This window comes from Pseudomonas sp. (genome assembly GCF_002796985.1).
Taxonomy (GTDB): Bacteria; Pseudomonadota; Gammaproteobacteria; order Pseudomonadales; family Pseudomonadaceae; genus Pseudomonas.
Map to the genome: position 1 here is coordinate 55,717 of NZ_PEKX01000024.1, position 25,360 is coordinate 81,076.

At 63.0% G+C, this 25,360-nt stretch carries 28 protein-coding genes and 3 tRNA genes; 16 read left to right on the plus strand and 15 right to left on the minus strand.

Translation table 11 applies throughout. The annotated features are described in order from the left end of the window. Positions 1–23: 23 nt before the first annotated feature. Positions 24–797: a class II aldolase/adducin family protein gene (locus tag CTR55_RS26735; RefSeq protein WP_296291514.1), complete on the minus strand. Its 774-nt coding sequence runs from the start codon at positions 795–797 to the stop codon at positions 24–26. A gap of 191 nt (positions 798–988) precedes the next feature. On the opposite strand from CTR55_RS26735, the gene CTR55_RS26740 reads away from it, so the two are divergent. From CTR55_RS26740 to CTR55_RS26755, 4 genes are all read left to right on the plus strand, one after another. Then, complete coding sequence (locus CTR55_RS26740; protein WP_296291516.1) at positions 989–2,377, plus strand: PLP-dependent aminotransferase family protein; 1,389 nt, start codon at positions 989–991, stop codon at positions 2,375–2,377. Positions 2,378–2,577: 200 nt separating this feature from the next. Beyond that, positions 2,578–3,378 (plus strand): RNA polymerase sigma factor, encoded by an 801-nt coding sequence (locus CTR55_RS26745; RefSeq protein ID WP_296291518.1) that lies wholly within the window; start codon positions 2,578–2,580, stop codon positions 3,376–3,378. Beyond that, positions 3,375–3,800: a PaaI family thioesterase gene (locus CTR55_RS26750; protein ID WP_296291520.1), complete on the plus strand. Its 426-nt coding sequence runs from the start codon at positions 3,375–3,377 to the stop codon at positions 3,798–3,800. Before CTR55_RS26745 ends, CTR55_RS26750 begins: the two co-directional genes overlap by 4 nt. A gap of 87 nt (positions 3,801–3,887) precedes the next feature. Beyond that, positions 3,888–4,589: a YebC/PmpR family DNA-binding transcriptional regulator gene (locus CTR55_RS26755; protein ID WP_296291522.1), complete on the plus strand. Its 702-nt coding sequence runs from the start codon at positions 3,888–3,890 to the stop codon at positions 4,587–4,589. Positions 4,590–4,881: 292 nt separating this feature from the next. Here the strand turns inward: CTR55_RS26755 and CTR55_RS26760 are convergent, their stop codons facing one another. Next, complete coding sequence (locus tag CTR55_RS26760; RefSeq protein ID WP_296291524.1) at positions 4,882–5,778, minus strand: LysR family transcriptional regulator; 897 nt, start codon at positions 5,776–5,778, stop codon at positions 4,882–4,884. Between the two features lie 168 nt (positions 5,779–5,946). Here CTR55_RS26760 and CTR55_RS26765 point away from each other — a divergent pair, with 168 nt between their 5' ends. The 4 genes from CTR55_RS26765 to CTR55_RS26780 all read left to right on the plus strand — a co-directional run bounded on the left by CTR55_RS26765 (position 5,947) and on the right by CTR55_RS26780 (position 10,154). Continuing rightward, a complete protein-coding gene (locus CTR55_RS26765) occupies positions 5,947–7,455 on the plus strand; it encodes a CoA-acylating methylmalonate-semialdehyde dehydrogenase (protein ID WP_296291527.1) in 1,509 nt (502 codons plus the stop codon). A 160-nt stretch (positions 7,456–7,615) separates the two neighbouring features. Continuing rightward, entirely contained in the window at positions 7,616–8,491 is an 876-nt protein-coding gene (mmsB, locus tag CTR55_RS26770) for a 3-hydroxyisobutyrate dehydrogenase (protein WP_296291529.1), read from the plus strand. A gap of 157 nt (positions 8,492–8,648) precedes the next feature. Further along, complete coding sequence (locus tag CTR55_RS26775) at positions 8,649–9,566, plus strand: bestrophin family protein (protein WP_296291531.1); 918 nt, start codon at positions 8,649–8,651, stop codon at positions 9,564–9,566. Between the two features lie 21 nt (positions 9,567–9,587). Then, the gene (locus CTR55_RS26780; protein ID WP_296291533.1) at positions 9,588–10,154 is read left to right on the plus strand and encodes a flavin reductase family protein; all 567 of its coding nucleotides are present in this window, start codon (positions 9,588–9,590) and stop codon (positions 10,152–10,154) included. Here CTR55_RS26780 and CTR55_RS26785 read toward each other — a convergent pair. Together CTR55_RS26785 and CTR55_RS26790 are read right to left on the minus strand one after the other, a co-directional pair. Continuing rightward, a complete protein-coding gene (locus tag CTR55_RS26785) occupies positions 10,141–11,526 on the minus strand; it encodes a CoA transferase (protein WP_296291535.1) in 1,386 nt (461 codons plus the stop codon). The two genes, CTR55_RS26780 and CTR55_RS26785, sit on opposite strands and share 14 nt — an antisense overlap. Positions 11,527–11,734: 208 nt before the next feature. Beyond that, a complete protein-coding gene (locus CTR55_RS26790) occupies positions 11,735–12,115 on the minus strand; it encodes a hypothetical protein (protein WP_296291537.1) in 381 nt (126 codons plus the stop codon). A gap of 222 nt (positions 12,116–12,337) precedes the next feature. On the opposite strand from CTR55_RS26790, the gene CTR55_RS26795 reads away from it, so the two are divergent. Together CTR55_RS26795 and CTR55_RS26800 are read left to right on the plus strand one after the other, a co-directional pair. Next, positions 12,338–12,652, plus strand: coding sequence for a transcriptional regulator (locus CTR55_RS26795; protein ID WP_296291539.1), 315 nt, complete (start codon positions 12,338–12,340; stop codon positions 12,650–12,652). A 111-nt stretch (positions 12,653–12,763) separates the two neighbouring features. Continuing rightward, entirely contained in the window at positions 12,764–12,949 is a 186-nt protein-coding gene (locus tag CTR55_RS26800; protein ID WP_296291540.1) for a hypothetical protein, read from the plus strand. A 6-nt stretch (positions 12,950–12,955) separates the two neighbouring features. Here the strand turns inward: CTR55_RS26800 and CTR55_RS26805 are convergent, their stop codons facing one another. Then, positions 12,956–13,315 carry a hypothetical protein gene (locus CTR55_RS26805; RefSeq protein ID WP_296291541.1) on the minus strand — a complete coding sequence of 120 codons (360 nt, stop codon included), beginning with the start codon at positions 13,313–13,315 and terminating at the stop codon, positions 12,956–12,958. Positions 13,316–13,759: 444 nt separating this feature from the next. Between CTR55_RS26805 and CTR55_RS26810 the strand changes: the two genes are divergently transcribed. Then, positions 13,760–14,473 carry an endonuclease I family protein gene (locus tag CTR55_RS26810; RefSeq protein ID WP_296291544.1) on the plus strand — a complete coding sequence of 238 codons (714 nt, stop codon included), beginning with the start codon at positions 13,760–13,762 and terminating at the stop codon, positions 14,471–14,473. 89 nt (positions 14,474–14,562) lie between these two features. Then, on the plus strand, positions 14,563–15,069 hold the full coding sequence (locus CTR55_RS26815; protein WP_296291545.1) for a DUF1993 family protein: 507 nt from the start codon (positions 14,563–14,565) through the stop codon (positions 15,067–15,069). 31 nt (positions 15,070–15,100) lie between these two features. Here the strand turns inward: CTR55_RS26815 and CTR55_RS26820 are convergent, their stop codons facing one another. After that, positions 15,101–15,574: an Lrp/AsnC family transcriptional regulator gene (locus CTR55_RS26820; protein WP_296291548.1), complete on the minus strand. Its 474-nt coding sequence runs from the start codon at positions 15,572–15,574 to the stop codon at positions 15,101–15,103. Between the two features lie 132 nt (positions 15,575–15,706). Here CTR55_RS26820 and CTR55_RS26825 point away from each other — a divergent pair, with 132 nt between their 5' ends. Next, positions 15,707–16,042 (plus strand): hypothetical protein, encoded by a 336-nt coding sequence (locus tag CTR55_RS26825; RefSeq protein ID WP_296291550.1) that lies wholly within the window; start codon positions 15,707–15,709, stop codon positions 16,040–16,042. Between the two features lie 98 nt (positions 16,043–16,140). Further along, on the plus strand, positions 16,141–17,139 hold the full coding sequence (locus tag CTR55_RS26830; protein ID WP_296291552.1) for a bile acid:sodium symporter family protein: 999 nt from the start codon (positions 16,141–16,143) through the stop codon (positions 17,137–17,139). A 66-nt stretch (positions 17,140–17,205) separates the two neighbouring features. Here the strand turns inward: CTR55_RS26830 and gorA are convergent, their stop codons facing one another. After that, on the minus strand, positions 17,206–18,564 hold the full coding sequence (gene gorA, locus CTR55_RS26835) for a glutathione-disulfide reductase (protein WP_296291645.1): 1,359 nt from the start codon (positions 18,562–18,564) through the stop codon (positions 17,206–17,208). Between the two features lie 88 nt (positions 18,565–18,652). On the opposite strand from gorA, the gene CTR55_RS26840 reads away from it, so the two are divergent. After that, positions 18,653–19,084: a VOC family protein gene (locus tag CTR55_RS26840; RefSeq protein WP_296291554.1), complete on the plus strand. Its 432-nt coding sequence runs from the start codon at positions 18,653–18,655 to the stop codon at positions 19,082–19,084. Between the two features lie 59 nt (positions 19,085–19,143). Here the strand turns inward: CTR55_RS26840 and galU are convergent, their stop codons facing one another. Both galU and CTR55_RS26850 read right to left on the minus strand, forming a co-directional pair. Further along, positions 19,144–19,983, minus strand: a complete 840-nt coding sequence (galU, locus tag CTR55_RS26845; protein ID WP_015477429.1) for a UTP--glucose-1-phosphate uridylyltransferase GalU — start codon at positions 19,981–19,983, stop codon at positions 19,144–19,146. Between the two features lie 205 nt (positions 19,984–20,188). After that, entirely contained in the window at positions 20,189–20,548 is a 360-nt protein-coding gene (locus CTR55_RS26850; RefSeq protein WP_296291556.1) for a S24 family peptidase, read from the minus strand. Positions 20,549–21,051: 503 nt separating this feature from the next. Here CTR55_RS26850 and CTR55_RS26855 point away from each other — a divergent pair. Then, on the plus strand, positions 21,052–21,417 hold the full coding sequence (locus tag CTR55_RS26855) for a DUF3509 domain-containing protein (RefSeq protein ID WP_296291558.1): 366 nt from the start codon (positions 21,052–21,054) through the stop codon (positions 21,415–21,417). 100 nt (positions 21,418–21,517) lie between these two features. Here the strand turns inward: CTR55_RS26855 and CTR55_RS26860 are convergent. The 6 genes from CTR55_RS26860 to uvrY all read right to left on the minus strand — a co-directional run bounded on the left by CTR55_RS26860 (position 21,518) and on the right by uvrY (position 25,082). Then, a tRNA-Leu gene (locus CTR55_RS26860) sits at positions 21,518–21,603 on the minus strand. Between the two features lie 159 nt (positions 21,604–21,762). Continuing rightward, positions 21,763–21,836: transfer RNA gene (locus CTR55_RS26865), tRNA-Cys, on the minus strand. Between the two features lie 34 nt (positions 21,837–21,870). Beyond that, positions 21,871–21,946: transfer RNA gene (locus tag CTR55_RS26870), tRNA-Gly, on the minus strand. Positions 21,947–22,014: 68 nt separating this feature from the next. Then, complete coding sequence (gene pgsA / locus CTR55_RS26875) at positions 22,015–22,575, minus strand: CDP-diacylglycerol--glycerol-3-phosphate 3-phosphatidyltransferase (protein ID WP_296291560.1); 561 nt, start codon at positions 22,573–22,575, stop codon at positions 22,015–22,017. Between the two features lie 33 nt (positions 22,576–22,608). Continuing rightward, positions 22,609–24,435 carry an excinuclease ABC subunit UvrC gene (gene uvrC / locus CTR55_RS26880; protein ID WP_296291562.1) on the minus strand — a complete coding sequence of 609 codons (1,827 nt, stop codon included), beginning with the start codon at positions 24,433–24,435 and terminating at the stop codon, positions 22,609–22,611. A 2-nt stretch (positions 24,436–24,437) separates the two neighbouring features. After that, the gene (gene uvrY / locus CTR55_RS26885; protein ID WP_296291564.1) at positions 24,438–25,082 is read right to left on the minus strand and encodes a UvrY/SirA/GacA family response regulator transcription factor; all 645 of its coding nucleotides are present in this window, start codon (positions 25,080–25,082) and stop codon (positions 24,438–24,440) included. Positions 25,083–25,360: the final 278 nt, after the last annotated feature.

A 25,360-nucleotide genomic window follows, 5' to 3' on the forward strand; every position in this document is an offset into this window, starting at 1 on the left:
CGGACCGGGGCACGATAACAGGGTCAGCTCCGGTAGACGGCCGCACCGTCCTCGATCAGACGCAGCGCCGATTCCCAGGCCAGCAGGTGCAGGCCGTCGACCAGCGCTTCCTCTTCCTGCACCGCCACGCGCTCGCACACGGCGTGCGGCGGGTAACGCAGCTGGCGGCCGCCGGTCAGGGCCTGGACCTGTGCCTGGCAGGCGCGTTCGAGGAAGTAGATCTGGTTGAAGGCTTCGGCGATGCAGCGCCCGGTGGCCAGCAGGCCATGGTTGCGCAGGATCATCACCATGTGGCTGCCCAGGTCGTTGACCAGGCGCGAGCGCTCGGCCGGGTCCAGGGCGATGCCTTCGTAGTCGTGGTAGCCCAGGCGGTCGTAGAACTTCAGCGCGTGCTGGCTGATCGGCAGCAGGCCGTCTTCCTGGGCGGACACCGCGATACCGGCGGCGGTGTGGGTGTGGATCACGCAGGCCACGTCTTCACGGGCGGCGTGAACCGCGGAATGGATGTTGAAGCCGGCGCGGTTGACGCTTTTCGGGCCGAAGCGCGGGTCGATGACGTCGCCGGCGTGGTCGACCTTCACCAGGTCGGAGGCGCGCATTTCGTGGAACAGCACGCCATAGCGGTTGATCAGGTAGTGGCCTGGCTCGCCGGGCACCCGTGCGGAGATGTGGGTGTCGATGTGGTCGGTCCAGCGGAAGTGCGCGATCAGTCGGTACAGCGCGGCGAGGTCGCAGCGCGCCTGCCACTCTTCGGCGGAAATGCTCGACGGATCGATATTGTAAGCTGTGTCACGCATGGCGGGCTGTCCCTTTGTTCTTATGCAGTGTTCAGGCGGTGCGGCGGATTGCCGCTTCACGTGACCGAGTGTGCTGGGCGCACCCGGCCCGCACCATGCACAGGGACAACGCAGAATTTGCAGTGCTGTTATGGTCCACCGACCTGTACAGATTGCCCCGCCGCTCACCCACACCAGAATCGGACCTTCGGATGCTGTTGCTCGACCCCACCTCGGACATTCCCCTGGTCAGCCAGATCGTCGACGGCATCGCCCAGGCCATCGACGAGCAGCGCCTGCGCGCTGGCGCCAAGCTGCCCTCGATCCGCAAGTTCGCCCAGGCCAATGGCGTCAGCCACTTCACCGTGGTCGAGGCCTATGACCGGCTGGTGGCGCGCGGCTGCCTCAACGCCGTGCCCAACGCCGGTTTCTACGTGCGCGGCCCGCTGGTCGACGACAGTGCCAGCAGCGAAGTGCCGCCGGAATTCGACTTCGATGCGCACCTGTTGCTGCACAAGGTCTTCCAGCCACTGGGCATGGAGCTGCGCCCCGGCGTCGGCCTGCTGCCCGAGCACTGGCTCGACGGCGAAGGCCTGCAGCGCGGCCTGCGCAGCCTGGCGCGGGAAGAGCCGACACAGTTCGGCAACTACGGCCACAGCAAGGGCAACCCCAAGCTGCGCGGCAAACTGGCTGATCGCCTGGGCGATGCCGGCGTCGCCGCCAGCCCCGAGCAGATTCTGCTGACTGCCGGCGCCAGCCAGGCGCTGGACCTGACGGTGCGCTACCTGGTGCAGCGCGGCGATCCGGTACTGGTCGACGAACCGGGCTATCACAACCTGTTCCTCAATTTGCGCCTGCAGGGTGCGCAGTTGCTGGGCGTGCCGCGCAGCGCCGACGGGCTGGACCTCGACCGTCTGGAGCAACTGGCCCGCGAGCACCGCCCCAAGGTCTATTTCACTCAGGCACGCCTGCAGAGCCCCACCGGCGGCAGCCTGTCGCTCGCCGCCGCGCACCGCCTGCTGCAACTGGCGGAGAAGTACGATTTCCTCATCGTCGAGAACGACATCTATGCCGACCTCGACCCCGCCGGCCAGTTGATCCTGGCCAACCTCGACCAGTTGGCGCGGGTGATCTATATCGGCAGCCTGTCCAAGGTCATCGCCCCGGCGCTGCGCACCGGCTTCATCGCCGCGCACCCGGAGCTGATCGAAGAGCTGGTGCCGCTGAAGATGGTCAGCGGCCTGACCAGCTCGGAACTCACCGAAACCCTGGCGCTGGACATCCTCCTGCAAGGCCGCCACCGCAAACACGTGCGCCAGCTGCGCGACCAGCTCGGCGAAGCCCACGACAGCGTGGCGCGGCGCCTGGAGGGCGCCGGCCTGGAAATCTTCCACGAACCGCGCGCCGGCCTGTTCCTCTGGGCCCGGCATCGCGCGGTGGACGATGCCACCCTGCTCGCCAGCCGCGCCAAGGAAGCGAAGATCCTGCTGTTCCCCGGCCAGCTGTTCATGCCCGACGGCCGCAGCGTGCCGTGGATGCGCTTCAACGTCGCGCACTCGCTGGACGAGCGGCTGTACACTTTTCTCTCGGCGCAGGGCTGACGCCCTCCTGTAGGAGCGAGCTTGCTCGCGAACGGATTTGCCGGCAGCCAAGGCGCCTGGACGGTTCGCGAGCAAGCTCGCTCCTACCAAGGCTCCCAGGCACATTTTTCGGCTCTGGCGGCCTGGCGGTCACAAAACTCGCGGCCGCCGAGTCCAAGGAAGAACAGCCGGCACTTCGTCCGGCACGTCAGGAGGACACCGTGAAATTTCCCGCCATCGACCCGCAGCAATTGCAACGCGCCCAGCAGGGCGAGCCGGCCGCCCTCGACGCCTTGCTGCTGGCCCTGCAGGCACCGGTCTACAACCTCGCCCTGCGCATGCTGGGCCGCCGCGAAGACGCCCAGGACGCCAGCCAGGAAATCCTCCTGCGCATCACCACGCACCTCGCCAGCTTCCGTGGCGATAGCCTGTTCTCCACCTGGGCCTTCCGCATCGCCAGCAACGCGTTGCTGACGGCGCGCACCAAGGTTCGCGAGACGCCGACCGTGTCGCTGGAAGCCCTGGCCGACAAACTCGACCTTGGCCTGCGCCTGGCCGAGGCCAACGCGCGCCCGCTGGAGCCGGCGGACAAGCTGGCTGCCGAGCGCATTGCACTGGCCTGCACCCAGGGCATGCTGATGTGCCTGGAGCGCGAGCAACGCCTGGCCTACGTACTCGACATCGCCTTCGGGCTGGACTCGGAGACGGCGGCGGCAGTGCTGGAAATCGAACCGGCAACCTACCGCAAGCGCCTGTCGCGGGCACGCCAGCGACTGGACGAGTTCATGCACCAGCATTGCGGGCTGGTCAACGCGCAGGCCGCCTGTTCCTGCGAGCGCCAAGCACTGGCCTTGCCACCCGGCGCCAGCGATACGCGCAAGGCGGAAAGCGAGCTGCTCGCCCTCACCCGCCTGGCGGACGCGGCGGCGGTGTTCCGCGCGCATCCGGATTACCAGGTACCGCAACGGGTCATCGAAACCGTGCGCGCCGTGCTGCAGCAGCACACCGGAGGCTGGCAATGAATGCGATCGCCGATCTGGGCTACCCCGAAGGCTTCCAGCCGCTGCAACGGCGCAACCCGCTGCTCGACCTGCTTGGCCCGTTCCTGGTGCGCGGCGAAGGCGAGTCGCTGGAGCTCGGCCTGCTGCTGGATGAGCGCCACACCAACAGCCGCGGCGGCGTGCACGGCGGCATCCTCGCCACCTTGGCGGACATCGGCATGGGCTACGCCATGGCCTTCGCCAGCCAACCACCGCAACCGCTGGTGACCGCCAGCCTGACCCTGGACTACGTTTCCAGTGCCCAGATCGGCGACTGGCTGAGCATCCGCCTGCTGCACTGCCGGCGCGGCCGGCAGATGGCCTTCGCCAACGCCTTGCTGTCGGTGGGTGACAAAGTGGTGGCCCAGGCCAGCGCGGTGTTCGCGGTGCCGGTGGAGCGCTGAGCTGCCGGATATCTTCGCAAATATCGCCAGAGCCCGCGCGAGGCCTTAAACTTGCCGCCCATCAGCAACCGCCAGCAAGAGATCACTATGGGCGCCCAGTGGAAAGCCAAACATAAAGAAGTCGCCGCCAACGCCAAGGGCCGCGTGTTCGGCAAACTGTCGAAGGAAATCATGATCGCCGCGCGCAATGGCGCCGACCCGGACATGAACCCGAAACTGCGCCTGGTCGTCGAGCAGGCGAAGAAGGCCTCGATGCCCCGCGATACCCTGGAGCGCGCCATCAAGAAGGGCGCTGGCCTGCTGGACGGCGCCGCGACCTTCGAGCGTATGGTCTACGAAGGCTTCGCCCCGCACCGCGTGCCGGTGATCGTCGAGTGCCTGACCGACAACGTGAACCGCACCATCGCGGAAATCCGCGTGCTGTTCCGCAAGGGCCAATTGGGCGCTTCCGGCTCGGTAGCCTGGGATTTCGATTACCTGGGCCTGGTGGAAGCCACCCCGGCCAGCGCTGACGCCGACCCGGAACTGGCTGCCATCGAAGCCGGCGCCCAGGATTTCGAGCCGGGTGAGGAAGACGGCGACACGCTGTTCCTTACCGACTCCACCGACCTCGACTCCGTCTGCCGCGCCCTGCCCGAGCACGGTTTCACCGTCGCCTCGGCCAAGCTCGGCTACAAGGCGAAGAACCCGGTGAGCCTGTCCGACGCGGAACTGGAAGAAGTCGAAGCTTTCCTCGATGCCCTGGACGGCAACGACGACGTGCAGAACCTCTACGTCGGCCTGGCCTGATAGCCCGTTCGCGAGCAAGTTCGCTCCACAAAGAGCGAGCCATGCCACTCCCTGTAGGAGCGAGCTTGCTCGCGAACCCGCTTTACGCCCGCCATTACCGGTGACCTTGGTTCGCGAGCAAGCTCGCTCCTACAAGAGCACCCGGCGCCGATCTGGCAGCCACACACGATCACTTGGCAGCCCGCAGGGCACATAACGCCCCAGGGCGTTATCCGCCGTCTCGGCGCGCAGGCATGACATTTCCCCTCTGCCAGCCCCCTTTCGGCGGATAAATCGTTCCGATTGATGCGCCCTACGCTCCCCGTCCCATCAGCGCCTCCTGGCTGCCCTCCGCTTTCTCGCGCAGGAAATCCCAGGTGGTGCGCATCCGCGCGATGTCCTTGAGCTCCGTGGGCATCAGCATCCAGAAAGTCCGCACGAACTCGATCTCGCCCGCCAGTACCGGCTGCAGCGACGGGTCCTCGGCTGCCGCGAACGCCGGCAAAATCGCCAACCCCGCACCCTCCGCCACCGCGCGCTGCTGGGCGAGGATGCTGGTGCAGCGCAGCGCCATGTGCAGCGGCCGGCCGATCTCGTCGAGGTATTGCAGCTCCTTGCTGTACAGCAAGTCGTCGACGTAGCCCACCAGCGCATGTTCGCGCAGGTCGTCGCGATTGCGGATCGGCCCGCGCTCGGCGAGGTAGTCCTTCGAGGCGTAGAGGCGCAGCACGTAATCGGTCAGCCGGGTAATGATGTAGGGCCCGCGACCGGGGCGCTCCAGGGTGATGACGATGTCCGCTTCATGGCGCGACAGCTGCAGCGCGCGCGGCACCGCCAGCAGGTCGACGCCCAGGTGCGGGTGACGCTGGTTCAGCTCCACCAACTGTGACGTCAGCAGCGTCGAGCCGTAACCCTCGGTGGCGCCGATGCGCACCTTGCCGGAAAGATTGTCCTCGGCGCCAGCCAGGCGTTTCTCGATCACCTTGCAGGCGCTTTCCATCGCCTCGGCTTGCGGTAGCAATCCGTGCCCGGCCTCGGTCAGCCGATAGCCGGCGGGCTCGCGCACCAGCAGTTGCGCGCCGATGCTCTTCTCCAGTGCCTGCAGGCGGCGGGCGACCGTGGTGTGATCCACGCCCAGGCGCCGAGCCGCCACCGTGAGCTTTCCCGCACGGGAGAGCTCGAGGAAGAAACGCAGGTTGTCCCAATCCATGATCACCTCGGCGTGTGCCGCCCTGTGCGCCCATCGCGCGCTCTTTGTTTGCGCTCTGTATCTGCAAAAATGCAGACCATACTTGCACATCACCGCATTGAACTCATCAAAAATGCACTGCTAGGATCGTTCCAGACAACAAGAAAGCCTCAGGCTGGGAGAATCCCGATGACCGCAACTGCCGTCCCGACCGTCAAACTCTTCCTCGACGGCAAGCCCGTCGAGTCCACCACCACCGAATGGCGCGAGGTGATCAACCCCGCCACCCAGGAAGTCCTCGCCCGTGTGCCCTTCGCCACACCCGAGGAAGTCGACCGCGCGGTGGCCAGCGCCAAGGCCGCGTTCAAGACCTGGAAGAAGACGCCCATCGGCGCCCGCGCGCGGATCTTCCTCAAGTACCAGCAACTGATCCGCGAGAACATGAAGGAACTGGCGGCCATCCTCACCGCCGAGCAGGGCAAGACCCTGCCCGACGCCGAAGGCGACGTGTTCCGCGGCCTGGAAGTGGTCGAGCACGCAGCGGGTATCGGCAACCTGCAGCTGGGCGAGCTGGCCAACAACGTGGCCAGCGGCGTGGATACCTTCTCCATCCTGCAACCCATCGGCGTCTGTGCCGGCATCACGCCCTTCAACTTCCCGGCGATGATCCCGCTGTGGATGTTCCCGATGGCCATTGCCACCGGCAATACCTTCGTTCTCAAGCCTTCCGAGCAGGACCCGATGGTGACTATGCGCCTGGTCGAACTGGCCCATGAAGCCGGCGTGCCGCCAGGCGTGCTCAACGTCATCCATGGCGGCCCGGACGTGGTGAACGCGATCTGCGACCACCCGGATATCAAGGCCGTTTCCTTCGTCGGCTCCACCCGCGTCGGCACCCACGTCTACAACCGCGCCTCGCTGGCCGGCAAGCGCGTGCAGTGCATGATGGGCGCGAAAAACCACGCCATCGTGCTGCCCGACGCCAACAAGGAGCAGACCCTCAACGCCATCGCCGGCGCCGCCTTCGGCGCAGCCGGGCAACGCTGCATGGCGTTGTCGGTGGCGATTCTGGTGGGCGAAGCCAACGAGTGGATCCCGGACCTGGTGGCCAAGGCGCAGACCCTCAAGGTCAGCGGCGGCACCGAGGCCAACACCGATGTCGGCCCGCTGGTTTCCTGCGCAGCGCTGGACCGCGTCAGCGGCCTGATCGAGCGCGGCACCCAGGAAGGCGCCAAGCTGGAACTGGACGGCCGTAATCCGCAGGTCGCCGGCTACGCCAAGGGTAACTTCGTCGGCCCGACCGTGTTCTCCGGCGTCACCCCGCAAATGACCATCTACCGCGAGGAAATCTTCGGCCCGGTGCTCTGCGTGGTGTCGGCGAAGACCTTCGACGAGGCCATCGAGCTGATCAACGCCAACCCCAACGGCAACGGCACCGCGCTGTTCACCCGTTCGGGAGCCGCCGCACGGCACTTCAAGGAAGAGATCGACGTCGGCCAGGTAGGCATCAACGTGCCGATTCCGGTGCCGGTGCCGCTGTTCTCCTTCACCGGTTCGCGCGGTTCCAAGCTGGGCGACCTGGGCCCGTACGGCAAGCAGGTGGTGCAGTTCTACACCCAGACCAAGACCGTCACTGAACGCTGGTTCGACGAGAACGAGGTCGGCGGTGCGGTGAACACCACCATCAACCTCAAGTAGCCATCACCTACCAGGAACAAGGCAAGCCTGCCCGCCCGCTCGCCCCGAGCCAATCCGGACTTCCGCAGGGATGCTGGTCCGGGCTGGCACCACGCGGGCGGGCACCTCCATTCGCGCCTGATCGACCGGGCGCCCCGAACAAGAAGAAGAGGATCACCCCATGCGCATCGGTTTCATCGGACTCGGCAACATGGGCGGCCCCATGGCCGCCAACCTGCTCAAGGCCGGCTTCGACCTGAGCGTCTTCGATCTCTCCGCCAAGGCCGTGGAAGCGGCCGTTGCCCTCGGCGCCCGCGCCTTGCCATCCCCCGCCGAAGTGGCGCGCGACGATGTCGAGGTGATCATCACCATGCTGCCCGCCGCCGCCCACGTGAAGCAGGTCTTCCTCGGCGACGACGGCCTGCTGGCCAACGTGCAGCCCGGCGTGCTGCTGATCGATTCGTCCACCATCGACCCGCTGAACGCCCGCGAGGTCAGCGCCGCCGCCCACGCCCACGGCAACCCGATGCTCGACGCACCGGTTTCCGGCGGCACCGCCGGTGCCGCCGCAGGCACCCTGACCTTCATGGTCGGCGGCGAGCAGGCCGACTTCGAGCGCGCCCGCCCGGTACTCGCGGCCATGGGCAAGAACATCGTGCACTGCGGCGGCACCGGCAACGGCCAGGTGGCCAAGGTGGCGAACAACCTGCTGCTGGGCATTTCCATGATCGGCGTGGCGGAAGCCATGTCGCTGGGCGTGAAACTGGGGATGGACGCCGACGTGCTGGCCGGGATCATCAACACCTCCAGCGGCCGCTGCTGGAGCTCGGAGGTGAACAATCCGCTCACCGGTGCCCCGGCGGCGCGCGGCTATAGCGGTGGCTTCGGCACCGACCTGATGCTCAAGGACCTCGGGCTGGCCAGCGAAGCCGCGCGCCAGGTGCGCCAGCCGGTGCTGCTCGGCTCACTGGCCCAGCAGCTGTTCCAGACCTTCAGCAACCAGGGTAACGGCCAGCTGGACTTCTCGGCCATCGTCAAGCTCTACCAGCAGGACTGAGAATTCGCTCTTCGTAGGAGCGAGCTTGCTCGCGAACCTCCTCGCAGCAGGGCTGTTCGCGAGCAAGCTCGCTCCTACAAGGGCTGCCCGTTCCAGCACACAGCAACCCACCTAACTCCGCTATCATGCGCGCTCCGCCTCACCCGGTAGCCGCTCGATGATCCTCCGCCCGCAAACCCCGACACTCTGGGTCCTGCTGTTCTCCCTCAAGGGATCGATCATCCCGGCGATCTGGCGCAAGGTGCTCTACACGGTCCTGCTCAGTTCCCTGGTAGTCGCCACCCACGGCACGCTCTACCACTACAAGGTGGTCATCACCTCCACGCCCTTCACCCTCTGGGGCCTGACGCTGGCGATCTTCCTCGGCTTCCGCAACAACGTGGCCTACCAGCGTTTCTGGGAAGCCCGCACGCTCTGGGGTGAGCTGCTGATCGTGACCCGCAACCTGGCACGGCAGACCCGCTCGCTGCTGCCAGACCTGGACGCCGAAGGCCGCCGCCAGCTGTGCAATCAATTGATCGCCTTCACCTACGCCCTGCGCGATCAGTTACGCGGCAACCCGCAAAGCGAAGACGTACGCCGCCTGATGGGCGAGGAAGCCATTGCCCTCGCCGGCAGCAACACCCCGACCAACGTCCTGCTCGGCAACCTGGGCCAGCGCTTCGCCGAGCATGGCCGCAAGAGTGGCGCCAGCGACATCACCCTGGCGGCCATAGACCAGCAGATGACCAGGCTGTCGTACGTACTGGGCGGCTGCGAGCGCATCCGCAATACGCCGATCCCCTACCCCTACATTCTGATGCTGCACCGCATCGTGCACGTCTACTGCTTCCTGCTGCCCTTCTGCCTGGTGGACAGCATTGGCTGGTTCACCCCGCTGGCAGTGTGCGTGCTGGCCTACACCTTCTTTGGCCTGGACGCCCTGGGCGACCAGATTGCCGATCCGTTCGACACCCAACCCAACGACCTGCCGCTGGACGCCATGAGCCGCAGCCTGGAAATCGCCGTGCTGGAAATCCTCGGCGAGACCGACCTGCCCGAACCACCGAAGCCGGTGGATGGCCTGCTGCTCTGATCCGGCCCTGAGGACCACTGCATGAACCACCTGAAAGACGTGCCGCTGAACAAGGCCTACCTGCTGCTCAACCACGGCCCCAGCACTCTCGTTACCAGCGAGCACGACGGTGTCGCCAACGTCATGGCGGCTGCCTGGGTCATGCCGCTGGATTTCGATCCGCCCAAGCTGATGCTGGTGCTCGACCGCAATACCTGGTCGCGCCATCTGGTGGAAGGCTCCGGCACCTTCGTCATCCAGCTACCAACGCGCCAGCAGGCCGAGCTGACCCTGGCAGTGGGTACGAGCAATGGCGGCGAGGGCAACAAATTCGACAGCCTGGATATCCGCACCTCGCGGGCGAAGCAGGTCGACGCGCCGGTGGTGGATGGCTGCGTGGCCTATCTGGAATGCAAGGTGCTCAGCGAGCCACACAACCAGGAGAAGTACGACCTGTTCATCGCCGAAGTGGTCGCCGCCTACGCCGATGAGCGCGCTTTCTCCAACGGCCGCTGGCATTTCCCCAGCGATGATCTGCGCACCATTCACTACCAGGCCGGCGGTGCCTTCTTCGCCACCGGCGAGGCGTTCCAGGTCAGTCGGGGCTGACTGACTGCCAGGCTGCCGGCGCCGAGCCCAGCTCGGAGGCCGGCAACTCCCAGTAAAGCGGCGAGCCAGCGACCTGCAGTGGCGGACGCAGGCGTCGTGCAGGGCCCCAGGGCGTCATCTCGAGGCCGGGCGCCAGATCGGCAGTCGTCTCCGCCGCCAGCTCGATCGCACCGACCGACGATACGCCCGCGTCCAGCAAGCACTGCGCCGTGCGCGCCAGCGACAGCCGCCAGCGACTACCCCGCCCGCTACGCCGGCGTTCTGCCAGGCCGCGTAGAGCGGCGGCAGCCATCAGGTAGCCGGTGGCGTGATCGAGCGCCTGCACCGGCAAGGGTACGGGTTTGTCCTCGCCCCGCCAGATGCGCCCCGCTTCGGCGATGCCGGTGCTCATTTGCACCAGACTGTCGAAACCGCGCCTTTCGCTCCAGGGGCCCGACCAGCCATAGGCATTCAGGCTGACGTCCACCAGCCCCGGCGCAATGGTCCGGCGCACGTCGGCACCGAACCCCAGGCGATCCAGGGCATCGGCCCGATAGCCGTGTACCAGCACGTCAGCGCTGGCGAGCAGCACCTGGAAGCGCTCGCGGTCCGCCGGCAGCCGCAGATCGAGTCGCGCGCACTGCTTGCCCAGAGTCACTTCCGGGACGACGCCGGGTTCATCCCAGTCCGGCGGATCGATGCGCAGGACCTCCGCGCCGAAACCGGCGAGGAATCGGGTGGCGATCGGCCCGGCCAGCACACGGGTCAGGTCCAGTACACGCAAACCAGCCAACGGGCGCTCACGGTCGATCTCGATATCCAGGGATGGCGCAGACGTCAGCTGGATCTCGCGCAACACCAGCGGCTCCCGCGCCACGGCGACGCCCTGCGGATGCTGCTGCCAGACCTCCCAGGATCGCATCTGTGCCGCGCAACCTCGCTCCTTCACGATCGCCAATTCCAACTCGCCCGCGTTCCAGCTCGCCACGGCGGCAGCAACCCGATCTCGATCATTGTCGGTCCCGAGCACCCGGAGGGCGGCGGCGCGGTGATGCGGGGCGTTGGTGTGCAGGCGAATCCAGCCGTCACGGCAGCGGTAGTTACCGGCAATGGCATCCCACAGGTCAGGAGGTGTCCAGCCCTGGGCGCGTAGTGAGGTGGAGAACCAGAAAGATGCCAGACGACGGTCCACGACCATCTGCGTGGCGGAGCCAGCTTCGGGCTCCAGCCACTCACCCAGCGCCATTCCGGCACTGGCGATGCTGGCGGCGGCCAGCTCGGTGGCGAAGAACGCCGAAGGCAGCGAGCCTTCGCTGCGAAAGGCCAGGTGGCTCACGCGCTCGGCCTGGCCGCCGATTGCGGTCCAAAGTCGCTCCGCAAGTACTCGCTGCATCTGTATCTCCCCTTCTCCGTGGAGTTTCACCTTAGTCACGCAGCGTCAGGCGGGCGAGCCGACCTTGATCGGCAGGCAATAAAAAGCCCGCAATCAAGCGGGCTTTTCGATGGGGAGCTAATCCCTTAGCTGGTTTTCATACTCTGCCGCGAAGTGTGAAAAAAATGTGAAGTACACGGCAGTTGACACAATTTGTAGGAGATTTCGATCAGCTCGAGTAATCGAGGGCGGTCCATACGCGGCTCAGGCCATCGCTGATGCCGCAGGACGACAAGTCTGCTGCCTCACCCCGAGACGACAGGCGCACGATGGAGTCGCCCTCGCCTTCGGTCAGCCATTGCAGACGGCCGCAGTTGGGCGTGTCGATCACATAGCTGGCGGCGATTGCCGAACGCTCCTTCGGCAGGCGGATGGCGTCGCGTACGGTGCCGCGCTCCTCGATGCGCTTACCGTCCGCCACCAGCACGGCCCAGGCCTCCTTGCCCTCGATGATGAGGTAGGCGCCGTTGGCGCGCGGGACATCTGCCTGGGGTTGCGCACAGCCCACCAGCATCACAACGCCTGCGCAAAGCATGAGTTTCTGCAGCATCGCCATCGCTCCTGTTCTTCGAAGAGTGCCCGTCAAGCCAGTGGCGACGGGCACTTCAGGGTTTCTGTCAGACCGCGAGAGAGATACTAGGAGAAAATACTGTTCATGCATACAGTATTTTGCGAAAATTTTATAAACCTCGACGAAAGGCCGCAGTCCATTGGCTACGTCGATCACCTCGAATCACAGGGCATGGGCCAGAACCCCATTGAGGAGCAAGCGATGGTGAGCATCCATCAGCTGAAATACACGGTGAACCACATGGCCATCGAAGAAGTCAGCGAGGCGGTGACGGAACTGCTGCTGGAGGGGCTGGTCACAGAGGGCAAGACGCCCTTCAGCCGTACCCACTTCAATGTGTGCTTCGCGGAAATCGAGGCCCTGATGCAGCGCGCCGGCTATCACCGCCCGCTGGATGTGGTGGGCTACCAGGGCCAGGCCTACGCCATGTTCGATCCCAGTCGCTGGGATGCCGTGGAAGTCCTGCGCTGGCTGAAGGAATACGTCGAGGAGTCCAAGGCGGTCAGCACCGTCTGAAGCGCGGGCGATTTCGCAGGTCGCGGTTGCGGGTGCAGCGACTTGCGAAGGCCCATCAGGCGCACTAATGTCCCATGCACTTTCCCCGCTTGCCGAATCAAGGACGATTCCATGAGCGACTCTTCCGCAGACGACAACTGGCTCTGGGCCTACCGCAAACTCCGTAGCTGGGATGTGGGCCGGGTCAGCTCCGCATTTCTCGCCACACTCTTTCATTGGCGCGGCGATACCGGGCTGTTCTATAGCCACGGTGGCCTGCGCAAATCCCGCCTGACCCGTGACGACCTGATCGACTGATCCGACCTACTGCTGCTGGTAATAACCATTGCCGCGTGGATAGACCGCACCGTTGGGGTACTTGATGCTTTGGCGAATGCCACCGCTGCCCTGGTCGATGATCACCGTGCCCGAGCGCGTCTCGCCATAGCCACGTGGCACCTGAACGCCACCATAACCGTCATTGCGCTGCCAGCGGGAAGAGCTCTCCACGCTGCCGCTCGTGCCTGGGCTGATGTAAATGCGCTGGGTCACTGGAGGTGACTGCTGCCACTGGGGCTGACTCTGGTAGCGCGGCGGCACTTCCTGCCCGGAGAGCTTCTGCGCGAACACCGGCGTCGCCAGGGCGCAACAAGCAATGGCCGCCAAGCTTCTGAGACCGATCATGACGACCTCCCAATGATGGAAAGGCTCCAGCTTACCAAGCCTCGCCTGATTCGTGCAGCGAGGCAGAAATTCGCTTAAATATAATTATATTTCATGTAGTTATACGATTTTTATAATGTGAAACCTTGAAAATTGACCTGACAATGACCTCTCACGCAGATGGCCCCTCCATAGACAGGATCCACCCCCGCTGGATCAGCGTGACAGCGCTGATCATGAAAGCTTTTTTAGAATATTTTATCGTTATAGAACATACAGATAGATAGAATACTTAATCTCTTTTAACACCAACTGTAAATCCATTGCCAAGCGTTCCCAACTGACCATGGCGCACAGGACTGGAGACCGCTTCCGCCGGGCATTCCAACGCTTGCCATTCCATTGCCACGATTGGCATTTCTTTCTCAATCAGTAAGATGCAGCGACTTTCGTAAGGAACACCTCATGTTCGGACGCTGCCTGACCCTGCTGCTGATCCTCGCCATTCCCACCGCCGCCTCCGCCGCCGCCCCGCGCACCTTCGAGGAAGCCAAGAAGGTCGGGCGCAAGCTGTACGCCCGCCAATCGGTGGAGTTCTATTGCGGCTGCCGCTACAACGGCACCAAGGTCGACCTGAAGAGCTGCGGCTACACCCCGCGCAAGAATGCCAACCGGGCCTCGCGCATCGAGTGGGAACACATCGTCCCCGCCTGGGTGATCGGCCATCAGCGCCAGTGCTGGCAGAACGGCGGACGCAAGAACTGCTCGCGCAATGACCGCGTCTACCAGAAGGCCGAGGCCGACCTGCATAACCTGGTGCCGAGCATCGGCGAGGTGAACGGCGACCGCGCCAACTACAGTTTCGGCTGGCTGCAGCAAAAACCATCGCAGTACGGCGCCTGCCCGATGGTGGTGGATTTCAAGGCGCGCAAGGCCATGCCTCGCCCACAGGTTCGCGGCATGATCGCCCGCACCTATTTCTACATGAGCGACCGCTACGGCCTGAAACTGTCGAACCAGGACCGCCAGCTGTTCACCGCCTGGAGCAAGCAGTATCCGGTGGAGGCCTGGGAGCGCCAACGCAACCAGATGGTTGGCTGCGAGATGGGCTGGGGCAACCCCTACGTCGGCCCGATCGAAACCGACCGCTGCCCGGCACCGAAGGTAGCCAGACGCTGAAGCCTGGCGACAGCCACAAACGCCAGCAGTAGACTCCGACAGCCGTCCACCGTGACGAGCCCTCACATCATCTGTCTGGAGTACGCCGCATGTCCCTCTCGATCTACCAGGCCTCCGTTCCCGTCTTCATCCGCATGCTCGGCAACCTCTCGGTGATCCTCACCAAGGCTGCCGCCCATGCCGAAGCCAAGTCCATCGACCCTTCCGTCCTGATCAACGCTCGTCTCGCCCCGGACATGTTTGCGCTGGCACGCCAGGTGCAAATCGCCTCCGACTCTGCCAAAGGCGCCGGCGCGCGCCTGGCCGGCGTCGAAGTGCCGAGCTACGCCGATGACGAAACCACCTTCGACGAGCTGCAGGCGCGCATCTCCAGGACCGTCGACTTCCTCAAGACCTTGAAGCCGGAACAGTTCGCGGGCGCCGAAGACCGCACCATCGAACTGAAGCTGCGCACCCGCGAAATCAGCTTCAAGGGCTCGGACTTCCTGCTGGGCTTCGTCAACCCGAACTTCTATTTCCACATCACCACCGCCTACGACATCCTCCGCCACAACGGCGTGGAAGTCGGCAAGATGGACTATCTGGGCGGCGTCTGATCGCCCCGGGCGCCGGCCTCCCCGGCGCCCTTCAGCCACGCGGCAACGGCAGCGTGGTGGTGGACTTGATCTCCGAGAGCGCCACGATGGAGTTGATCTCCTGCACGCCCGGCACCTGGGACAGCCGCTCGAAAAAGAAGCGCTCATAAGCCTCCACATCCTCGGTAACGATGCGCAGCATGAAGTCCACGGCTCCCATCAGGACATGGCATTCCAGTACCTCCGGGAACTCGTCCATGGCCTGCGCGAAATCCGTCAGGTGGTTGCGCCCGTGGGCGTTGAGTTTCACCTGGGCGAATATCTGTGTGTTCAAGCCGATCTTCTTGCGATCCAGCAGGGTCACTTGCTTGCGGATCACCCCTTCTTCCTTCAATCGCTGAATCCGTCGCCAGCACGGCGACTGGGAAAGGCCGATACGTTCGGCGATCTCCGCCGTGGAAAGAGTGGCCTCTTCCTGCAACAGGGCGAGGATCTTGCGGTCATGGGCATCCAGTGAAACAGGCATAGATTATTCACCTAGTAAACATCTAGAGAATCATTAATGCACAAACACCCACCTCATTGCTAAAAACAGGCAAATAAATTCCCGCCATGGGCAGCAGAATATTCCTCACCTCTCCTGCATCGGCCCGCCGTCATGACGCTTCCCGCCCTCAATCTCGTCGAACTCCCCGTGGATCAACAGGATCGCCCGGTTCCCACCGAAGTGGCCGCCGATGTGCGCTACCTGATCCGCGCCGAGATCGATGCCGACATCCTCTGCCGATTGCTCAACCAGTTCGCGCTTCAGGGCCATGTACCGGCCGAGGTCGAATCCTCGCGCCGGGAGGACTGGCTGGACATCGCCCTACGGGTGAATACCCTGCCGCGCCACCGCGCCGAAGTGATCGCCCAGCGTATGCGCGGCATGGTCAGCGTCTGTTCGGTCGATTTGCACGCACAGGGCGCGGAAACTGTCCTTTCAGCGACATAAGCTGACTTTCTGGCGTTAGCCGGCACATCCTCCCGGGCTTAGAGTGCGAACCTGACCCTAGCGGTCTTTCACACACAACAACGATGAGAGATGTGCCCATGGCTCGCCCACGCCTGCTCCCCGACAACTTCACCCTGGCACTGATCGCCACCGTGACCGTTGCCAGCCTGCTGCCCTGCGAAGGCACCGCCGCCGTGATCTTCGGCTGGGTCACCAACCTGGGCATTGCGCTGCTGTTCTTCCTGCACGGTGCGAAGTTGTCGCGCCAAGCCATCGTCGCCGGTGCCACCCACTGGCGCCTGCACCTGCTGGTGTTCGCCTGCACCTTCATCCTCTTCCCGATCCTCGGCATGGCGCTCAAGCCGGTGCTGTCGCCACTGGTCACCCCAGACCTGTACCTGGGCATGCTCTACCTCTGCGCGCTGCCAGCCACCGTTCAATCGTCGATCGCCTTCACCTCGCTGGCGCGCGGCAACGTGTCCGCGGCGATCTGCAGCGCCTCAGCTTCCAGCCTGATGGGCGTGTTCCTTACCCCGCTGCTGGTGCAACTGCTGATCGGCACCCATGGTGACACCGGCATATCGACCCTCGATGCTATCGGCAAGATCACCCTGCAACTGCTCGTGCCCTTCGTCGCCGGGCAACTGCTGCGTCCGTGGATCGGCGCCTGGGTTGAGCGCAACAAGCCGGTGCTGAAGTACGTCGATCAAGGCTCGATCCTGCTGGTGGTCTATACCGCCTTCAGCGCCGCGGTGATCCAGGGTCTCTGGCACCAGATCCCGCTGCCGGCGCTGGCCGGCCTGGTAGTTGCCTGCTGCGTGCTGTTGGCCCTGGCGCTGATCGCCACCAACCTGCTGGGACGCTACCTGGGCTTCTCCCTGGAAGACCGCATCACCATCGTCTTCTGCGGCTCGAAGAAGAGCCTGGCCACCGGCGTACCCATGGCTTCGGTGTTATTCGCCAGCAGTACTGTCGGCGTGATCCTGCTGCCGTTGATGCTCTTCCACCAGATCCAGCTGATGGTCTGCGCCGTGCTCGCCCAGCGCTACGCCCAGCGCCAGGACGACGGACATGCTCCGCTGGAGCGTGCCAACTAACGACGCGCTCGCCCACAAAAAAGCCGGTGCAAATGCACCGGCTTCTTGTTTCCGCTGTCCTAGCTGTCAGGCACCGACCGGCGTGCGCAGCGTCACGAACTCTTCGGCCGCCGTCGGGTGAATACCTATGGTTTCATCAAACACCCGCTTGGTCGCCCCGGCCTTCAGCGCAACAGCGATGCCCTGCAGGATTTCCCCCGCTTCCGGGCCAACCATGTGGCAACCCAGTACCCTGTCGCTATCCGCATCGACAACCAGCTTCATCAGGGTCCTTTCCTGGCATTCGGTAAGAGTCAGCTTCATCGGCCGGAAACGGCTCTCGAAGACCTTCACCTTGTGCCCGGCACTACGCGCTTCATCCTCGGTGAAACCGACTGTCCCGATATTGGGCAGACTGAAGACCGCGGTCGGAATCAGCTTGTAGTCCACCGGTCGGTATTCCTGTGGGCGGAACAGCTTGCGCGCCAGCGCCATGCCTTCGGCCAGCGCCACAGGCGTCAGCTGCACCTTGCCGATTACATCACCAATGGCATGAATCGACGGCTCGCTGCTGCCGTAAGCCTCGTCCACCTTGATGTAGCCACGCTCATCCAGTTCGACCGAGACGTTCTCCAGACCCAGGTTATCCAACTGCGGACGGCGACCGGTGGCGTAGAACACACAGTCGGCCTCCAGCACGCGACCATCCTTCAACGTGGCGGCTAAGGTGCCGTCAGCCTGTTTGTCGATGCGCGCAATGTCGCTGTTGAACTGCAGGTCCAATCCCTTCTTGGTCAATTCGTCGCGCAGGTGCTCGCGCACGCTGCGGTCGAAGCCGCGAAGGAACAGGTCCTTGCGGTACAGCAGCGAAGTCTGTGCGCCCAGGCCATGGAAGATACCGGCAAACTCCACCGCAATGTAGCCACCACCGACCACCAGCACTCGACGCGGCAGCGACTTGAGGAAGAAGGCTTCATTGGAGGTGGTAATGTGCTCTTTGCCAGGAATCTCCGGCACCTGCGGCCAGCCTCCGGTGGCGATGAGGATGTGCTTGGCGCTGAAGCGCTGCCCGTCGACTTCGACAGTATTCGCGTCCTGCAGCTTGGCATGACCTTCCAACAAGGTGACGCCGCTATTCACCAGCAGATTGCGGTAGATGCCATTGAGCCGGTGGATTTCTCGGTTCTTGTTGGCAATCAGGGCCGACCAATCGAAGCTCGCCTCGCCCAGGGTCCAGCCGAAACCGGCGGCTTGCTCAAAGTCCTCGTGGAAGTGCGCCCCGTAGACCAGAAGCTTCTTCGGTACGCAACCGACATTGACGCAGGTACCGCCAAGGTAACGACTCTCTGCCACGGCCACCTTGGCACCAAAACCTGCGGCGAAGCGCGCGGCACGCACACCGCCGGAACCCGCACCGATGACGAACAGGTCAAAATCGAAAGACATCATGCTTCTCCGCTTGGATATGTCGGGCAGCATACCTCATGCCGCCTGACCTATCCTGCCAAGTGCCGGCCCCGAAGGAGGTATTGCCATGCGCCCGACCCTGACCCACCTGGCCCTGCACGTTCCCGACCTGGACGCTTGCGTCAGCTTCTATGAGCGATTCTGCGGCATGCGGGTCATCCACCAGCGCGAAGGCAAGGGCTCGCGCATCGTCTGGATGGCTGAGCCGGGCAAGGAGCACCACTTCATTTTCGTCATCATGCCCGGCGGGCAGGAGCGACACCAGGCCAGCGATGACTACAGCCACTTCGGTTTCGCCGTGGACACTCACGATGAGGTCGACCGCATCGCCAAGGATGCCGACGCTGCCGGCTGTCTGATCTGGGCGCCACGGGAAGAGCCCTACCCGGTGGGTTACTACTGCGGCCTTCGCGATCCGGCGGGCAATTACGTCGAGTTCAGCTACGGCCAGCCGCTCGGGCCAGGCTCGGAGGCGATGCCGATTCCGCGTTCGATGTAGGCCTGAAAACGAAAAAGCCACCCGAAGGTGGCTTTCTCAAAGAGCGGAAAGGTCCGGGATTACCAGGCCTTGCCAGTCTTGTAGAGATGCTCGTAGCAGAAGTTGGTCGCCTCGATGTAACCCTCGGCGCTACCACAGTCGAAACGCTTGCCCTTGAACTTGTAGGCCAGTACGCAACCGTCCTGGGCTTGCTTCATCAGGGCGTCGGTGATCTGGATTTCACCACCCTTGCCCGGCTCGGTCTGCTCGATCAGGTCGAAGATGTCCGGCGTCAGGATGTAGCGACCGATGATCGCCAGGTTCGACGGAGCCTCTTCCGGCTTCGGCTTCTCGACCATGTTGTTCACGCGGTAGATGTCGTCGCGGATCATCTCGCCAGCGATCACGCCGTACTTGTTGGTCTCTTCCGGCGGCACTTCCTGGATCGCCACGATGGAGCAGCGGAACTGGTTGTACAGCTTGACCATCTGCTTGAGGACGCTGTCGCCTTCGAGGTTCAGGCACAGGTCGTCCGCCAGCACGACGGCGAAGGGCTCGTCACCGATCAACGGGCGACCGGTCAGGATGGCGTGACCCAGGCCTTTCATCTCGATCTGACGGGTGTAGGAGAAGGTGCATTCGTCGATCAGGCGACGAATACCGACCAGGTACTTTTCCTTGTCGGTGTTGCGAATCTGGTGCTCCAGCTCGTAGCTGATGTCGAAGTGGTCTTCGAGGGAGCGCTTGCCGCGGCCAGTGACGATACCGATTTCACCGAGACCAGCCTCCAGCGCCTCTTCAACGGCATACTGGATCAGTGGCTTGTTCACCACCGGCAGCATTTCCTTGGGCATGGCCTTGGTGGCCGGGAGGAAGCGGGTACCGTAACCGGCGGCCGGGAACAGACATTTCTTGATCATGGGAGTCCTTCGAGAGGGACAGGGGTGCGAGTTGCGCGCAGTCTAATCAGGCTGCGCCCGCCTTACAATGCCCCGGATTGCAAGCTGCACGACTCTTGTGAAGACTTGCGAAACCGACGACACGCGCATCTGACCATCAAGGCCCGGATTTAGTTCTCGAGCTTACTGGCAAATGGTCAGTATCCTGCCTGGTCCCGCACCACCTCTACTCCCTCGTCCCGCGCAGGGCATCGCTCCCGGACAGTCGCTGGCGCACTACTCCCCAGATAGAAAGCTCATCGCCCTCCTCGACCTTCAGCGTCGGATAGCCAACGCTCGCCGCCTGCAGCGCAAAGGAACCATCGATGATGGCAAGACGACGGATCAATGCCTCGCCATTGAGCGCCGCCACCACAATCTCCCCCGGTGCGGCCAACTCGGAACGATCGACCAGCAACAGATCACAGTCATGAATGCCCGCCTCCGTCATCCCTTCGCCACATGCGCGGACTATGTAGGTATGGAGTGACGCGGCGGCACCGCCTGGCTCTACTGCATCACGGACTTCCAGAATGGCTTGTTGCACGGCGCACCTCCGAATACTGTATATACATACAGATAACAGATACCCACCGGGCGGGCAAGACATTCGATTAAACGGAACGCCTCAGGAGAGATGCCACTCAACCGAAAGGACGGCACACCGATGACGGTGGACTACCCTAAGAGAGGGGTGAGGATATCGATATGAATCCAGGCACGTTCGTCACGCTCATGATCCTTGGTTGGGTGCTCCTGGCACTGGTCACACTTTGGGCCATTCTCCGGGTACCCATGCGCCGAGCTCGGCTGCAGAAACCCAAGAGCGCGTCCAAAACTACTTCTCCGCGACACCACCCTGTCCCGCATTGAATGAGCAACCGTGCAAAATGCCATGCGATTTGCATCGCGCCTTGCAATCCGCCTGACCAGCGAAACGGGGGGAATATATAACAGGATGATTTTAAAGGATTTTTTATTTCAGACAGATTGGTATGCACCCTGCTATGAAAGGGAAGGAACTGCTCACTCATTGCCGAGGACGACACCATGCCTATCGACCGTCTGCCAGCCGCCCAATACCTCAGCCAGGTCTTCTCCGAATTCAAAGTGAGCTTCACGGCTCGACCGGACGGCAATCTGATCATGACGCTGAGCCAGAATGAGGGCGAACATATCGCCTGTCGCGTGGTGCGCCTGGAAGAGCAGCGCAATGAAGACTTGCTGACAGGACTGGTAAACCGCATTCGCCGCGACCTGGCAACCGAACACGGCCCGCTGCAGGAGCGCGATGCAGATCACTTCAAGGACGAAGTACCATTGCAGAACTTCTACGAGACCGCCGCCCCATTGCGCCAACGGCGCATCGTCAAGGCCGGTGTGAAATTACGCTCAATGGCCAATGTCAGAGCTTGAACACCAGAGTTGAAAAAACCGGCTTAAGCCGGTTTTTTCAAGTTTTGCGCTCACCTCGAATCAGACATGCAATTCGCAATGACTCGGGGAGGTAGAAAGTTGGTGCCCGGAGCCGGAATCGAACCGGCACGCCCAAAGGGCGAGAGATTTTAAGTCTCCTGCGTCTACCGATTTCGCCATCCGGGCGGTAGCGCTTTGCAGCGTCGACTGGACTCCTGCGAGCCCTGAAAGGGCTGGACTATATACAGCCCTTAATCCCCTGCGCAAGATGTTGAAACTTGCATCCGCACACAGAGCACTTAAAGAAAAAGCCCTGTAAATCGTCGATTTACAGGGCTTTTCTATTGGAGGCTGAGGTCGGAATCGAACCGGCGTTCACGGATTTGCAATCCGGTGCATAACCACTCTGCTACTCAGCCATGACACGGATGATTCAAGCGAATCATCAAAATCTGGAGCGGGAAACGAGACTCGAACTCGCGACCCCGACCTTGGCAAGGTCGTGCTCTACCAACTGAGCTATTCCCGCATTGTCGTGTTGACGGGCGACATTCTAACGTTTCAGAAATGCCTGTCAACTCCTTGATTCAAAAAAAGTTATTTCTCTTTCGGGGTCGTGTTCAGATGCGGCCAGGCCGCTAGCAGATAGTGCAGCATCGACCACAGGGTGAGGATGGCGGCAACAATAAGTAGCCCGTAGCCAACCACCACCCAGAAGGTCATCAGCGGAGGGTTGGCCAGGAGAATGACCAGCGCCAGCATCTGCGCAGCGGTCTTCCATTTACCCAGGCTCGAAACAGCCACATGCGCCCTCGCCCCGATCTCGGCCATCCACTCACGCAGTGCGGACACCACGATCTCGCGACCAATGATGATGGCAGCCGGCAAGGTCAGCCAGAGATTGGCGTGCTCTTCCACCAGCAGCACCAGCGCGGTGGCGACCATCAGCTTGTCCGCTACCGGATCGAGGAAGGCACCGAAAGGCGTGCTCTGCCCCAGCCGACGCGCAAGATAGCCGTCCAGCCAGTCGGTGGCAGCGGCCAGAGCGAATACAGCGCTCGCAGCCAGATGGCTGGCTGGAAACGGGAGGTAGAACAGAAGGATGAAGATCGGAATGAGCAGAACGCGAAGCAGTGTAAGCAGGTTCGGGATATTCATCGGGTCGGTAGGTCTGCGAGTTGAGATGGCATTCTACTCGCTGTGCAGTGCAGCATAAATCTGCTCTGCCAGCTTTTTGCTGATGCCGGGGGCCTTGGCGATTTCATCGATACTGGCTCTGCCCAATTCCTGCAACCCGCCGAAATGCTTGAGCAGATCGCGCCGGCGCTTGGGCCCGACACCAGCAACATCTTCAAGGGTTGAAGTGCGGCGCGCCTTGCCCCGCCGCGCACGGTGGCCGGTGATGGCAAAGCGGTGCGCCTCGTCACGAATCTGCTGAATCAGATGCAGGGCCGGCGAGTCTGCGGGCAAGGTGAATTCGTGTTCGGCGTCATTAAGGTAGAGCGTTTCCAGGCCGGGTTTGCGGGTGACGCCCTTGGCGACACCGAGCAGCGTCAGCCCGACAACCGCCAACTCCTGGAGCACTTCCTGCGCCATCGCCAACTGACCTTTACCGCCATCCACGAGCAGGATATCGGGCATCTTGCCCTCGCCTTCCTTCAAGCGACTGAATCGACGGGTCAGCGCCTGATGCATGGCGGCGTAGTCGTCGCCGCCAGTAATACCTTCGATATTGAAGCGGCGATAATCCGACTTCAGCGCACCTTCCGGGCCAAAAACCACGCAGGAGGCTACTGTCGCCTCGCCGCTGGAGTGGCTGATATCGAAACACTCGAGACGCTGCGGCGGCTCGGGCAAGTCGAGGGCCTCGCCCAGCGCATCGAAGCGTGCCGCCATATGCTGGCGGTTCGCAAGACGGGCGGCCAGCGCCTGCTCGGCATTAGTCACGGCCAGTTGCTGCCAGCGCGCACGGGTGCCTCGAACCCGCGGAGTGATCTCCAGCAGGCGACCGCGGGACTCTTCGATAGCCGCTGCCAGGACAGGGAAGTCTTCATGCATGGCGTTGACGATCAACTCATTCGGCAGATCGCGCTCGTGATGGCTGAGGTAATACTGCCCCAGGAAGGCCAACAGCACGCCCCCCACATCCTCCTCGATCGCCACTTGCGGGAAGAAGTTCTTGCTGCCTAGCACCCGCCCGCCACGCACACTGATCAGGTGCACACATGCACCGCCCGGCGTAACGATAGCTGCGATCACATCGACATTGCCGCTGCCGAACTCCATGCTCTGCTGGTCCTGCACGCGGCGCAGGATCTGGACCTGGTCGCGCAACGCCGCCGCCTTTTCGAAATCCAGGCGCATAGCTGCTTGCTCCATGCTGGCGGAGAGCTCCTCGGCCAGCACATTACTGCGCCCCTCGAGGAACATGATCGAGTGGCGCACGTCTTCTGCGTACTCCTCCTCACTCACCAGCCCGACACAAGGGGCCTTGCAGCGCTTGATCTGATACTGCAGGCACGGACGCGTGCGGTTACGGTAGTAGCTGTCCTCACATTGGCGCACGAAGAAGGCCTTCTGCAGGAGCGCCAGGCTTTCGCGAATCGCGCCGGCGCTCGGATACGGGCCGAAATATCGCCCTTTCGCCTTCTTTGCACCACGGTGAATGGTCAGGCGCGGATACTCATCCTCGCTCGAAAGAAAAACATAGGGGTACGATTTATCGTCGCGCAGCAGGATGTTGTACGGCGGGCGCCACTCCTTGATGAGCGTCTGCTCGAGCAGCAGCGCCTCAGTCTCGTTGGCGGTAATGGTGGTCTCGACCTGGGCTATCTTCGCCACCAGGGCGGCGGTCTTCGGCGCCAGGCCGGACTTGCGGAAATAACTGGAGAGGCGCTTCTTGAGGTCCTTTGCCTTGCCCACATACAGCAGCTTGGCCTCAGCGTCGAACATCCGATAAACACCCGGCCGCCCACTGCAGGTGGCCAGGAAAGCCGCCGAATCGAACTGCGCGACCATGATCAGTTACTGGCGTCGACCATGCCGTGCCGGACAGCCAGCAGCGCCAGTTCGACGTCACTGGTGATCGAGAGCTTCTCGAAAATACGGTAGCGGTAGGTGTTCACGGTCTTGGGCGAGAGGCACAGCTTGTCCGAGATGCTCTGCACCTTATGGCAATTGGCAATCATCAGGGCGATCTGAATTTCGCGCTCGGACAGGGTGTCAAACGGCGAAGCGTTCTTTTCCGGCTCGAAGGATTTCAGTGCGAGATTCTGAGCGATTTGTGGACTGATATAGCGCTGGCCGGCAAACACCTGGCGAATCGCCTGGACCATCTCGTCCAGAGCCGCGCCCTTGGTGAGATAACCGGCCGCTCCGGCCTGCATCAGGCGAGTCGGGAACGGATCCTCCTCGCAAACGGTCACCACCACGACGCGAACGTCGGGCTGGCTGCGTAGCAGCTTGCGGGTCGCTTCGAGGCCGCCGATACCGGGCATCTTCACATCCATCAGCACGACGTCGGGCTTGAGCTCACGCGCCAGTTGCAACCCCCTCTCGCCGGAGTCGGCCTGCCCAACGACCTGCAGGCCGTCGATATCAGCCAGCATGCGGGTAATTCCGGTGCGCACCAGATCGTGATCATCGACCACCAGCACCTTAATCACGCAGCACTCCTTGAGCAGAATGGAATGGTGAGACCCGAAAAGGGACGTCGAACAACGGGCGAACCTTAACAGAAAGCGGCTCTACGACCTAGCTTGGAAGCGGCTCGCCAAAATGCAAGCGCCAGAGAAACGAAGCATACAAGGGACAAATGCTGACAGATGCCTACCAGCTCGTCTAGGACGGTTGTGCCGGCACTCTCCACGCCTGGATGGCACAGTTGCAGCTAGAGGAAAGCGCAATCAAACGCCTTCAGTCTCAGTAAGCGCCGCGGGAAGCG

Coding starts and splice junctions, on each gene's coding strand:
- CTR55_RS26810 (WP_296291544.1), top strand. CDS start 13,760: ATGTTCGGACGCTGCCTGACCCTGCTGCTGATCCTCGCCATTCCCACC.
- CTR55_RS26750 (WP_296291520.1), top strand. CDS start 3,375: ATGAATGCGATCGCCGATCTGGGCTACCCCGAAGGCTTCCAGCCGCTG.
- CTR55_RS26820 (WP_296291548.1), bottom strand. CDS start 15,574: ATGCCTGTTTCACTGGATGCCCATGACCGCAAGATCCTCGCCCTGTTG.
- CTR55_RS26765 (WP_296291527.1), top strand. CDS start 5,947: ATGACCGCAACTGCCGTCCCGACCGTCAAACTCTTCCTCGACGGCAAG.
- CTR55_RS26805 (WP_296291541.1), bottom strand. CDS start 13,315: ATGATCGGTCTCAGAAGCTTGGCGGCCATTGCTTGTTGCGCCCTGGCG.
- CTR55_RS26815 (WP_296291545.1), top strand. CDS start 14,563: ATGTCCCTCTCGATCTACCAGGCCTCCGTTCCCGTCTTCATCCGCATG.
- CTR55_RS26780 (WP_296291533.1), top strand. CDS start 9,588: ATGAACCACCTGAAAGACGTGCCGCTGAACAAGGCCTACCTGCTGCTC.
- CTR55_RS26790 (WP_296291537.1), bottom strand. CDS start 12,115: ATGCTGCAGAAACTCATGCTTTGCGCAGGCGTTGTGATGCTGGTGGGC.
- CTR55_RS26855 (WP_296291558.1), top strand. CDS start 21,052: ATGCCTATCGACCGTCTGCCAGCCGCCCAATACCTCAGCCAGGTCTTC.
- CTR55_RS26740 (WP_296291516.1), top strand. CDS start 989: ATGCTGTTGCTCGACCCCACCTCGGACATTCCCCTGGTCAGCCAGATC.
- CTR55_RS26795 (WP_296291539.1), top strand. CDS start 12,338: ATGGTGAGCATCCATCAGCTGAAATACACGGTGAACCACATGGCCATC.
- CTR55_RS26735 (WP_296291514.1), bottom strand. CDS start 797: ATGCGTGACACAGCTTACAATATCGATCCGTCGAGCATTTCCGCCGAA.
- CTR55_RS26840 (WP_296291554.1), top strand. CDS start 18,653: ATGCGCCCGACCCTGACCCACCTGGCCCTGCACGTTCCCGACCTGGAC.
- mmsB (WP_296291529.1), top strand. CDS start 7,616: ATGCGCATCGGTTTCATCGGACTCGGCAACATGGGCGGCCCCATGGCC.
- galU (WP_015477429.1), bottom strand. CDS start 19,983: ATGATCAAGAAATGTCTGTTCCCGGCCGCCGGTTACGGTACCCGCTTC.
- CTR55_RS26830 (WP_296291552.1), top strand. CDS start 16,141: ATGGCTCGCCCACGCCTGCTCCCCGACAACTTCACCCTGGCACTGATC.
- uvrC (WP_296291562.1), bottom strand. CDS start 24,435: ATGGTCGCGCAGTTCGATTCGGCGGCTTTCCTGGCCACCTGCAGTGGG.
- CTR55_RS26760 (WP_296291524.1), bottom strand. CDS start 5,778: ATGGATTGGGACAACCTGCGTTTCTTCCTCGAGCTCTCCCGTGCGGGA.
- CTR55_RS26825 (WP_296291550.1), top strand. CDS start 15,707: ATGACGCTTCCCGCCCTCAATCTCGTCGAACTCCCCGTGGATCAACAG.
- CTR55_RS26785 (WP_296291535.1), bottom strand. CDS start 11,526: ATGCAGCGAGTACTTGCGGAGCGACTTTGGACCGCAATCGGCGGCCAG.
- CTR55_RS26800 (WP_296291540.1), top strand. CDS start 12,764: ATGAGCGACTCTTCCGCAGACGACAACTGGCTCTGGGCCTACCGCAAA.
- CTR55_RS26755 (WP_296291522.1), top strand. CDS start 3,888: ATGGGCGCCCAGTGGAAAGCCAAACATAAAGAAGTCGCCGCCAACGCC.
- pgsA (WP_296291560.1), bottom strand. CDS start 22,575: ATGAATATCCCGAACCTGCTTACACTGCTTCGCGTTCTGCTCATTCCG.
- gorA (WP_296291645.1), bottom strand. CDS start 18,564: ATGTCTTTCGATTTTGACCTGTTCGTCATCGGTGCGGGTTCCGGCGGT.
- CTR55_RS26775 (WP_296291531.1), top strand. CDS start 8,649: ATGATCCTCCGCCCGCAAACCCCGACACTCTGGGTCCTGCTGTTCTCC.